The 11,047-nt window shown below is 70.6% G+C and carries 9 protein-coding genes; 6 read left to right on the forward strand and 3 right to left on the reverse strand.

Annotated elements, in window-relative coordinates:
* The first annotated feature begins 2 nt into the window (after positions 1–2).
* The 3 genes from B207_RS0114740 (at position 3) to B207_RS0114750 (ending at position 3,911) form a co-directional block, all read left to right on the forward strand.
* The gene (locus tag B207_RS0114740; protein ID WP_026311068.1) at positions 3–1,094 is read left to right on the forward strand and encodes an LLM class flavin-dependent oxidoreductase; all 1,092 of its coding nucleotides are present in this window, start codon (positions 3–5) and stop codon (positions 1,092–1,094) included.
* A 227-nt stretch (positions 1,095–1,321) separates the two neighbouring features.
* On the forward strand, positions 1,322–3,085 hold the full coding sequence (locus B207_RS0114745) for a TerD family protein (RefSeq protein ID WP_026311069.1): 1,764 nt from the start codon (positions 1,322–1,324) through the stop codon (positions 3,083–3,085).
* Positions 3,086–3,275: 190 nt separating this feature from the next.
* Positions 3,276–3,911, forward strand: coding sequence for a Uma2 family endonuclease (locus B207_RS0114750; RefSeq protein ID WP_018637315.1), 636 nt, complete (start codon positions 3,276–3,278; stop codon positions 3,909–3,911).
* A 79-nt stretch (positions 3,912–3,990) separates the two neighbouring features.
* On the opposite strand, the gene B207_RS0114755 is transcribed toward B207_RS0114750, so the two are convergent.
* Positions 3,991–4,773 (reverse strand): DUF899 family protein, encoded by a 783-nt coding sequence (locus B207_RS0114755; protein WP_018637316.1) that lies wholly within the window; start codon positions 4,771–4,773, stop codon positions 3,991–3,993.
* A gap of 213 nt (positions 4,774–4,986) precedes the next feature.
* Between B207_RS0114755 and B207_RS33985 the strand changes: the two genes are divergently transcribed.
* The 3 genes from B207_RS33985 to B207_RS0114765 all read left to right on the forward strand — a co-directional run bounded on the left by B207_RS33985 (position 4,987) and on the right by B207_RS0114765 (position 8,192).
* Positions 4,987–6,264: an MFS transporter gene (locus tag B207_RS33985; RefSeq protein WP_084692153.1), complete on the forward strand. Its 1,278-nt coding sequence runs from the start codon at positions 4,987–4,989 to the stop codon at positions 6,262–6,264.
* Positions 6,265–6,494: 230 nt separating this feature from the next.
* Positions 6,495–6,668: a putative RiPP precursor gene (locus tag B207_RS39760; RefSeq protein WP_326828411.1), complete on the forward strand. Its 174-nt coding sequence runs from the start codon at positions 6,495–6,497 to the stop codon at positions 6,666–6,668.
* Positions 6,669–6,914: 246 nt separating this feature from the next.
* A complete protein-coding gene (locus tag B207_RS0114765) occupies positions 6,915–8,192 on the forward strand; it encodes a cytochrome P450 (RefSeq protein WP_018637318.1) in 1,278 nt (425 codons plus the stop codon).
* 118 nt (positions 8,193–8,310) lie between these two features.
* Here the strand turns inward: B207_RS0114765 and B207_RS33990 are convergent, their stop codons facing one another.
* Positions 8,311–8,943, reverse strand: coding sequence for a hypothetical protein (locus B207_RS33990; RefSeq protein WP_018637319.1), 633 nt, complete (start codon positions 8,941–8,943; stop codon positions 8,311–8,313).
* 381 nt (positions 8,944–9,324) lie between these two features.
* Positions 9,325–10,995: an outer membrane protein assembly factor BamB family protein gene (locus tag B207_RS0114775; RefSeq protein WP_018637320.1), complete on the reverse strand. Its 1,671-nt coding sequence runs from the start codon at positions 10,993–10,995 to the stop codon at positions 9,325–9,327.
* Positions 10,996–11,047: the final 52 nt, after the last annotated feature.

Here is an 11,047-nt window from a genome sequence, read left to right on the forward strand (position 1 = left end):
GGATGCCCATCGAAATCCTCGGCATGGTGGGAACCAGGGAGGCGTCCGAGACCCGCGGCTCGTACTTCGACGGGCCCACGGTCGACACCGCCTACCTGACCCGGTTCGCGAAGGCCCACGACGAGGCCGGCTTCGACCGCGTCCTCATCGGCTACGGGGCGACCGCGCCCGACGGGTTCGCCGTCGCCGGCCACGTCCTCGCGCACACCGACCGGCTCGGTGTGCTCATCGCGCACCGGCCCGGCTTCGTCACCCCGACCCTGGTCGCCCGCAAGCTCGCCACCCTCGACCAGCTCACCGGCGGCGGGCGGGTCGCCATCCACCACATCTCCGGCGGCAACGACGCCGACCAGCGCCGCGACGGCGACTTCGCCGACCACGACACCCGCTACGAGCGCACCGCGGAGTTCATGGACGTCCTGCGGCGCACCCTCACCTCCGAGACGCCGTTCGACCACGAGGGCAGCTTCTACCGGTACGAAGGGGCCTACAGCTCGGTGAAGCCGGCGACCGCGGCCGGCATCCCGCTGTTCTTCGGCGGGCAGTCCGACGCGGCCGTCGCCGTCGGCGCCCAGCACGCGGATGTCTACATGCTGTTCGGCGAGCCGTTGGAGCAGACCGCGGACCGCATCGCCCTGCTGCGCGCCGCGGCCGCGAAGCACGGCCGCACGCTGCGTTTTAGCCTCTCCACCCGGCCGATCATCGCCGACACCGAGGACGCCGCCTGGGCCCGCGCCGAGGCGATCACCGCCGAGACCCGCCGCCGGGCGGAGGCGGCCGGGGGCACCTCGCCGCAGTTCGCGACCTCGAACTCGGTCGCGTCCGCCCGCCTGCAGGAGGCCGCGGCCCGCCAGCAGGTCCACGACGAGCGCCTCTGGTTCGGCGTGACGGCACTGACCGGCCCGGGCGGCAACTCGTCGGGCCACGTCGGCACCGCCCAGCAGGTCGCCGGCGCGCTGCTGCGTTACCACGAGATCGGCGTCGACACCTTCCTCATCCGCGGCTTCGACCCGTACGAGGACGTCGTTGACTGGGGCCGCGAACTGATCCCAGCCCTGCGCGCGGGCGCTGCCCGCATCCCCGTCCCGGCCTGACCAGCCATCCCTGTCCCCCCGTCGTCCCCCTGCCCCGGGCCGGATCCCCTCGGGACCCGGAAAAGCACGCCGCGGCGCGCCATGGAACGGGGGCGGGTTCTCCGCCCCCGTTCCTGTTTTCCCTCAGGCATAATCTGTCGGTCAGCCACGGGGACGTCCATCTGGCCGGGCTGTGCGTAACGCCGCCGGTGTCCCTCTGTGGTATTGGATTGCCTGTGGGGGAATTGATGGTCGTTGCGCAGAGATTGTCAAAAGGTGCCAACACGGCGGTTGCCGCGGAGACCGTCCGCGCTGTGGTTTCCTCTGCGTCCGGCCCGTCCCTCGATGTCTGCGCCGTCCTGGTGACCAGCGCGGGCCAGGTCCGCTCCGACGACGACTTCGTTTTCTACAACCAGCCGCGCCACCGGTCCGGCGCCGTCAGCCTCGCGACCGGCGGCGCGGACGGTTCCGCCGGCACCGGGGGAACCCTGACCATCGCGACCGGGCGGATCGAGGCCGAGATCGCCACGGTGGTGATCGCCGGCTCGGTCGACGACGGCACGTTCGCCGGAGTCGGCGGGCTGGTCCTCCAGGTCTGCGACGAGGACGGCCGGCTGCTCGCCGAGTTCGCGCCGGACACCGCGGAACCGGTCACCACCATGGTCTTCGGCGAGCTGTACCGGCGGGCAACGGGCTGGAAGTTCCGCGCGGTCGGCCAGGGCTGGGACAGCGGCCTGGCCGGCCTGGCCAGAAGCTTCGGGATCTCCGTCGAGGAGCCGGAGGACGCCCCGGCCGGGTCCGCCGCACCGCAGCGCGGCGCACCTGCGCCCGCCACACCTGCACCCGCCACACGGGGGACAGCCGGCCCGGGACCCGCTGTGCCGCCCGTGCCCGCTGTGCCGCCGGGACGGGTTCTGCCGCCCATGCCCGCCCAGCCGTTCGGCGGCGGCGCCCAGCGCCGCGCCGACTGGTATCCCGACCCGGAGGCGGGCGGCGGTCTGCGGTGGTGGGACGGCCACACCTGGACCGCGCAGACCCGAGGGCAGTTCACCGAATCCGACACCACCTGCGGACGCTGCGGCGCCGCGAAACGCCGCCGCCTCTTTCTCGGGCCGGTGCCCTGCGCGCCCTGCGAGGACGCGATCCGCAGCATTCTCGCGGACTGGCACCGCCGGCTCGCCGCGGGTATCGACGCCGGCCCGGGAACATCCTCTCTCGAGGATTTCTGGGCCGAACTGCGTTTCCAGCGCGTCCCCGAGGCCGCCGGCCAGGAGGTGTTCCAGTCCGTGGCGCTGGGCTACCTTCAGCGGCTTGTCACGTTCGCCTTCGCCGACGAGATCATCGAAGAGCACGAGCTCACCCTCTTCGAGGACGAGGTCCGCCGCCTGGGCATCGGGCACCCCGCGGTCGGGATGATGCGTGAGCGGCTGCAGCGCGGCCTCGATCTCTCCCGCATCCGCAACGGCGAGCTGCCCCGGGTGACGGTACCGACCCTGCACCTCGACCTGGACGAGATCGTTCACCTGGATGTGAGTGTGGTGCAGGTTCGCCACCTCGCCAGCGGCCCTCGGCACACCCCTGGACGTCTCGTCGCCAGTAACCGCAAGCTCCGTTTTCTCGCCCAGACCGGTGCGGGCACGGAACTCGCCTGGGCAAAGGTGGTCGCTGTCGCCGGGAACTACGGAACCGTCGACATCTCGGCGACGACGGCCCGCGGCGGCGGCATCTACCGCGTCGACGACCCGGAGTACGCGGCGGCCGTCCTCTCCGGTGTGCTGCGCGTCGCGCGGCGGCTGGTGATCGCACCCCGCGGACGCGACAGTCGTGCCGTTCCGCAGGCGGTGAAGGCGGAGGTCTGGCAGCGTGACAGAGGCGCCTGCGTGCAGTGCAGCGCGACCGAGTACCTGGAGTTCGACCACGTCATCCCGCACAGCAGAGGTGGCGCGACCAGTGTGAACAACCTCCAGCTGCTGTGCCGCCGCTGCAACCTGGAGAAGGGCGCGCGGATCTGAGCCACCGTTCCGGCACCGGTCCGACAGCTGCCTGCGCCGCACACGGAGACACGAAGATCCGTCTGTGGGCTCTGCGCTGGCCGAGGCCTCCGTGGGGCACCACAGAGGCCGGCATGGATCTACGCTGGAGGCGGTCGGCCGCGGCCGACCAACGTCCTGGACGTGCCACGGTTCATCCACCCAGGAGGCGATGGTGACAGCGGCGACGCCGGAGGACAGCTGGCTGCGTGGCCTGCGCCCGCAGCCCGCTCGGGTGACGGCCGCCGAGTACGAGGCGTTGTCGGAGGAGATCGCCCGGGCGATCGAGATCGTCGACGGCTACGTCATCTTCTGCGAGGCGCCGACCCCGGAGCACCAGACGGCCGGGCGGCGGCTGGCCAACCTGCTGGAACGGCACGCCCGGGATGCGACGAGGTCCGGCCGCCACGGCTGCCTGACGGTCAACAACGACGTCGACCTGCGGCTGCGCGACGTCCCCCTGCTCAACCGCCGGCCTGACGTCATCCTCTACCGCTGCCTTGACCGGGCCCGCGGCGAACGGCTCCGGGCCGAGCACGCCCTGCTCGTCGTCGAGATAGTCTCGCCCGGTTCGGAAACCCAGGACACCACCGACAAACTGGGCGAGTACGCCCGAGCGGGGATCCCGCACTACTGGATCACCCGGCTCGACAGCGACGGCGTCACCAGCATCGAACGCTTCGCGCTCGACCGGGCCAGCATGCGCTACAAGCATCTTGGCACCGTCATGAAGGACGAGGCCGGCGGTCCACCCGAGCTCGTGAATCCCATCCCGATCGTCATCACCTGGGCCGAGCTGACTTTCTGAGCCTGCCTGCCACCTCGGACGTGCTGTTCGGGTATCCGCGGGCATCCTGGCTAGCACCTGCAGTTCGGGTTCGGGCGCGTCAGTGGCAGTGGCCCTGCCGGCCGAGGGTGTCCACGGGGGGTGCGGCGGGGCGGGTCCACTGCGGCACGGGGCGGCTGGTCGGGCCCCAGGTGGCGTTCCCGTCGGCGTCCGAGCGCCAGTACCAGCAGGCGTGGCTCCCCTCGGGCCAGCCCTCGGGCTTGTCCTCCCACGCCTCGCCACGGCCGTAGGGCGTCCGGTCGAGCAGGGCGAAGGAGCCGTTGGCCGGCTCGTTGCCGCGGCCCGTCGTGGAGTAGGTGAGGAACACGCGGTCGCCGTCGCGCAGGAAGCAGGTGAGGTAGCCCATGGCGCCGCCGACGGGCTCGTCCAGGTCGCGCACCGAGAACCAGGGCTGGGTGTAGCCCATGAAGGCGACGTAGGAGGCCACCTCGTCCCACCGGCCCGTCGTGACGATCGCGGCGGAGACGCCTCGGGCGTTGAGGTAGACAGCGTCCTTCAGGTGCCAGGCCATCATGGTGCAGCCCTCGCACTGCCCCTGGTGCGGTGCGCCGTCCCACCACATGTGCTTGTAGACCACGAGCTCGTCGCGGCCCTGGAACAGGTCGAGGAACGGGACCGGGCCGTCGGCGCCGACAACCTGCACCGTCCCGTCGAACTCCACCATCGGCAGCCGGCGGCGGGCCGCGGCGAGGGCGTCACCCTCTCGGGTGTGGGCCTTCTCGCGGACCAGGAGCCCGTCCCGGGCGGCCTGCCAGGTGGCCAGGTCAACGATGAGCGGGCGGCCTGCCAGCGTAGTGGCCGCGTCGCCGGGGATGGTCGTCATGGTGTCCTCCGTGGTGTCTCGTGCCGGGCCGCGTCTTGCGACGCGCTCCGACGCTCACCAGGGCAGACCCGCGACCCGGCCGGAACTCATCGCGGCGGGGATCCCGTCATCCGCTGGCCGGCGCCGGCCATGGCACTAGGATCGGGCGTTATGCGACACCGACGACGTTGATCCCACGGATCTTCCGCTGCTGAGGCGGGCCTTGCCCGCCGGCTGTACGCGTATGCGGCGTGTGAGGACGCGGTCCTCCTCTACCCGCTGTATGCGTTGCTCTTCGTCGAGCATGGCCTGTCACCGGCCGCTGTCTCGTCGCTGTTCGCGCTGTGGTCGCTCACGGCGTTCCTCACCGAGGTTCCCTCGGGCGTGCTGGCAGACCTGGTGCCGCGCCGGCTGCTGCTGGTCTTCTCTCCGCTGCTGACAGCCGCCGGGTTCGCCCTCTGGACCCTGGCACCTGGCTTCGGTGCTTTCGCCGCCGGGTTCGTGCTGTGGGGAATCGGCGGGTCGCTGCGGTCGGGCACCTGGCAGGCCTACATCCACGCCGAGCTCACGGCGCTGGGCCGGGTGGACGCCTACCCCCGGCTGACAGGCCGCGCTGAGGCCGTCGGCACCATGTCAGCGCTGGTCGCGGCTGTGGCGGCAGGCCCGGTGCTGGCCGTGGGCGGATTCGTCACGGTGGGGTTGGCGAGCGTCGCCGCACCTCTGATGGCCGCTGCTCTCGCCCTGGCCCTGCCCCACACCCGCACCACCATGACCGCTGCCGGGCCTGGCGGGCCTGCCGGGCCTGCCGGGCCTGGCGAGGCCTGCGACGCGGCGGACGGTGGCCGGGATGCGTGTTCGAGCGTCGGCGGGGAGCAGGAAACAGGGTCGCCTCGGGTTCTCCGCCAGGGCTTGGCGGCTCTGCGCCGCTCGGCGGCGACACGGGTTGCCGTCGCGATGGTGGCCGGCCTGGCAGCCATCCTCACGCTCGACGAGTACCTGCCCCTGCTCGTCGCCGACACGGGACTCCCACCGTCCCTCGTCCCCGCCGGTTACGGGATCATGCTTGCCGGTATCGCCGTCGGCGCCTGGCTGGCCGATCGCGGAACCCGCCACCCGGGTCGGGTACTGGCCGCCGGGGGATGCGCCCTGGCTGTCGGTGCGCTCAGCGCCACGCCTGTCGGGCTGGTCGGTGTGGCGGTCGCGTTCGGGGTGCTGCAGTGGGCGGCGGTGCAGGCCGACACCCGGTTGCAACAGGTCGTTCCGGATTCGTCCCGGGCGACGGTCACCTCGCTCGCCGGGTCCGTGTCCGAGATCGCCTCGGTGGGGGTGTTCGGTTTCTGGGCCGCGGGATCGGTGTGGGCGGGCCCGACGATGCTGTTCGGCTGCGCCGGTCTGCCGGTGCTCCTGCTGGCCGGTACGTGGCGTCGTTCCAGCAGCCGGCCGGTTCGCGCCGCCATTCGTTGTTGCACGGTTCGTCTCAAGCGTGGAGCGAATCGATCCACGAAAAGGTGACAGGTCGGCCTCGACATGTTCGGGCCGAAACTCATCTGCGCCCATGGGCGCAGGGTGATGAACCCTTTCTGAACCTGCGCTGAAACGGGTGGGGAGACCATGGAGGGTGGTGGAAGGAATGCTCCCCGGGCTCTGGCGAACGTGTCCGACCGCGCCGGCCAGGCGAACGGCCGCGACGCGCTCTCGACCAAGCGGCCACCGAACAATCGCGAGCCTGGAACGAGGAGGCCATGATGAAGCGCAGGTACGAGGCGCCGTCGATCTCGGCGCGAGGATCTTTCCAGGATGTCACCGGAACCTTCTTCTGGGGCTGGCACCGGGGCTGGGGCTGGGGCCACGGCTGGGGCAGTCGGGGCGGCTGGGGCTGGAACCGCGGCGGCTGGGGACGTGGCTGGGGCTGGTAGGAACCAGCCGAATCGGAGCTCCCCACCTGGAACATCTCCCCGAAGGAAGCGGAGGCCGGGCCCGATCGAGCCGTCCATGGCGGCGACCAGGTCGGGCGCGGCCTCCGCGCAGTACCCGAACTCCAATCGGACGATGGGAACCGGCCGCCGCCGGGTCGGAGCCGAGCGGTTTCCTCCTGCCCCGTGCCGTCGGGGCGGGATTCTGGAGCCACCGTGCGGTGCGAACTTCGGTGGAGGAGATGGTCTGTGGCCACGGTGAGCGGCGCGGAGACGTCCACGGTCGGGGAGACATCCACGGTCGGCCTCGGCGGGCTGGTGGGCGCGATGACGGCGACCCGCCTTGCGGACCCCTATCCGCGCTACCGGGAGTTCCGGGAGGCTGCCGCCTTCGTGCCCGACGAGATGGCCGGCCGCACGATCACGCTGGTGACCCGTCTTGCCGAGGCGTCGGCGGTGCTCGCCCATCCGGCGTCCGGGCACGGGTACGGCGCCGGCATCAGCTACCGCGGGATCGCCGAGGACGGGCTGGGCTCGCTGCTGCGCGCCGACCCGCCCGACCACACCCGCCTGCGGCGCCTGGTCGGGCGGGCATTCACCCCGGCCGTCATCGAAGCCCTCGTCCCGGAGATCACCTCCGTGGCGCACACCCTGCTCGACCAGGCGATCGACCAGGGCCGGATCGACGCCGTCGCCTCCTACGCGCGCCCGCTGCCACTGCGGGTGATGTGCCGGCTGCTCGGCGTCCCGACCGCGGACGAGGAGCTGTTCGGGGGATGGGCGGACGCCCTCAGCCGCGGCCTCGACCCGGCCTACCTGCTCACCGCCGCGGACAAGGCCGCCTGCAACACGGCGACGGCCGCGTTCGACGCCTACTTCCGCGACCTGATCGCCCGGCGCCGCCGAGAACCACGCGCGGACCTGCTCAGCCGCCTCGTGGAGATCCACGACGACGGCGACATGCTCACCGAGCGGGAACTGCTCGAACTGTGCACCCTGCTTCTCGTCGCCGGCCACGAGACGACCGTGAACCTCATCAGCGGCGGCATCCTCGCGCTGCTGCGCAACCCCGAGCAGCTGGCGGCCGTGCGGGCCGATCCGTGGCTGGTCGGCTCCGCCGTCGAGGAGACCCTGCGCCACGACCCGCCGGTACAGTTCATCGCCCGCACCATCCTGCAGGACGCCGACATAGCCGGGTACCGGTTCACCCGCGGCGACGGCGCCGTCATCATGATCGGCGCCGCCAACCGCGACCCGGCCGCGTTCGCCGAACCGGACCGCTTCCGCGCCGCCCGCCACACGAGCTCCGCCGGGACGCGGCGCCACCTCGGGTTCGGCGTCGGCATCCACTACTGCCTCGGCGCGCCGCTGGCCCGGCTGGAGGCGGACATCGCCTTCCGGGCCCTACTGAACCGGGCGCGCTCCATCACCCTGGCCGACGAATCGCCGGCCGGCGGCGCTCTCATCTACCGCCCGCACATCATCCTGCGGGGCCTGGCAAACCTCCCGCTCCACCTGTCAGCCTGAATGGCTTCGTCAGACGTCGATCAGACGGCGAAGCCAGTGCCGGATGCCCTCGACATGCCCTCGACGTCAACGGTCGTCCGGCCGACCCGGGCCTGTCCGCCACCCGGCTGCCACCGGCTCAGCTGTCGCAGCCGGTGCCGTCGCCGTCCCGGTCCAGGTCGAACGGGTCCGGAGACGTGACGCGCAGCGGCCCGCGGACATAGTTCGGTCCGTTTCCCTCACCGCCCTCGCAGTCGTAGTCGTAGTCGCCGGTGCGCAGGCAGGCGTCCGGATACGACGAGTCGCAACCGGCGCGCGAATCCGCCGTGGTTGGCGGCGCGGGCGGTGGCACCGGAGGTTCGGGGACGCGCGGTGGATCGACTGCCGCAGGCGGCGCTGGGTCTGCCGGAGGAATCGGCGCCACGGAGGCCACTGGCGGAACCCCGATCGACGCTACCGGGCGGGCCGGTGCCGGTACTGGTGCCACCGGCGGCTGGATCGTCGGTGGTTGCTCCACAGCGGAGGATCGTATGAAGGAGCCCGGGGTGTCAGGGGCAGCCGACGTGGTCTGGCTGACCGGAGCGTCGGGATCCGTCTGCGGGATGGACGCGACGCACACACCGAAGACGATCACGGCGGTCACCGTCACGCCCGTGGCGGCACGGCGACTGCGGATCCGTGCCCGCAGGAGACGACCCCGGGCCAGTGCGACCAGACCGACGACAAGGACAGTCAGCAACCCGAGCCCCAGGAAGGCAAGAAAGGCGGTCACAGCCCCGTGCCACCCTCGCCAAAAGGTGGTCGGGGCCTGGCGCAAAAGCGCCGATCATCCAAGGCCGTCAAGACCCGAGCCCCCAGGAAAATCGTTGTCGGCCTATGGCGGCGACAACATACCCTTGTCCCACGACGGCGGGTGCGGCGACATACCGGTCGGTGAAATTCGGCCCGAAGGTACTCGTACCCATTTCGTGCGACCGGATCTCGAGTCCGTCATGTACTCAAAGTGACCGATGGGCCGGCAGCTCGCGATATCGGCCTGGCCTTCCGGTTCACGGCTCGGTTGCCGGGAGAGACCAGCTCGACCACGAGCTGCACGGCCGTTGTGCCGATGTTGACGCCGTCCTCGACGTATCAGGTGCCCGCTCGCGGGCCTTCAGCTGACGTGGCCGCCGCGGACCCGGCCGCCGCTGTCCCGCCAGATGTACGCCTCGTCGATCAGAACGCCCGCGAACCTCGGAGTCGTGCTGGGTACGTCGACCGGGTGGCCGTCCGCGCACGGATACCAGAGATCGTCGTAGTACCGGAGATCCTCCTGCCCGGCGATGCGGAAGCTCGGTTCCACGGAAGTCTTGGAGGAACACCATCCGGAGGCGGGCGGAGGGTCGTTCAGCGGACCGACTTCGAGATCGAGCAGCACGGTCCGGTCAGGCGTGCGGATGGCGTAGCGGGCGTCGTCGACCCGGAGCACATCTGGTCCGCGCCGAGGCTGGTCGCTCTCCTCGGCCTCGTCGTCCTCGCTGTTGAAGACGAGCCCTGGAACGACCCCGGCGGGCCACTGCCAGGTTGTCTGCCCGGTTTCGGGGTCGTAGCCCTCGACGGTGACCTGTACTCCCTCGGTGGCGGCGGACGCCCCCGAGTGGTAAAGGACGGTCCCGGTGTAGCTGCATCGAACGTACTCGTCGATGCCGGAGCCGATGCTGCCGCAGAGCGTCGAGGCGGTGGGATGCACCCACAGCGTTTCTCCGGTTCGCGCGTCGATGGCGGCGGTGGCCCAGAGCTTGGACGCGTCGCGGTTCCACGGGCTACGAGCCTCGTCCGTGGCAAGCTGCCCGGGTGATGGAACATGGCTCAGCGAAACGATGTACAGCCCGTTCCTCAGGGTGACATTCCACCCGAAGCTGGGGCTCACTTCCAGACCCTCGAAAAGGTTGGAAAACGACTTTCTCCAGCTCTCGGCACCGTCACTGGTGTACGCGATCAGTTCGTGCCCGTTCTCGTACAGGTAGCGTCCGATGGAACGAGAGTACTCCGTGCTCGGTGTCGTTTCTGTCTCGTCTTTCGGAACATGATTTGGTTTCGAAATGGTCGCTGTCACGCTCCGGTACGGCAGCCGCCGGCGATCACCGCCGACATCGGATGCGCGCGCGGTCCGTATGCCGAGGGAACTGGGTGCCCCGGACCACCCGTCCAGGGCGACGGGAGCCGAGTCGGTGCTGGCCGGCAGGCAGACGTCATTGTCTCCGCAGATCGTCGGCGCGGACGACAGCTGGAGACGGCCGTCGCCGTAGGTCCACAGCCGCTTCCCGGACTTCGTCTCCGCGCCGACGATCGATACGTATCCCATTGTTATGTCGCCGGCCGACATCGACTCGCCGGGCTCCATCCAGACGACGACTTCTCCGTTATGGAGCAGCCTGGTGGAAAACCCCACTCCGGGCGCCACGTTGGAGGGGCTCGCGGGCGCCGTCCATCGCGTCCTGCCGGACGTCGGATCGAGGCTCAACATCTGAAAATTGCCTGATTCGGTCAGAGCATGGAAGACGACCGACTCGTCGGCGGCGCGTGGCCGTTCCATGGCGCGGATGCCGTTTTCCCACAGAGGTTCGATGCTGACGGCGCCAGTAGTGAGGCGGTTGTCGGAGTCGTTGGCCGAACCGTTGTCGGAGATGTTTTCGGAACTGCTGCCGAGGCCGTTCGAACAGGCGCCTGCGGCGAGGCCGGTGAGCCCGGCAACGACGGCGATGATCCTCCATCGACGAGGATGCGCACCGGAGGAGCCGGATGTCCCGGCTCCCGAGCCCGCCTGTCGCTCCAGCTGCGCCACGCCTTCTCCTTAAAGTTCGGTGACTGAACCGTCCTGTGTGGACGGTATGGCT

Source organism: Parafrankia elaeagni (assembly GCF_000374165.1).
Lineage (GTDB): Bacteria > Actinomycetota > Actinomycetes > Frankiales > Frankiaceae > Parafrankia > Parafrankia elaeagni.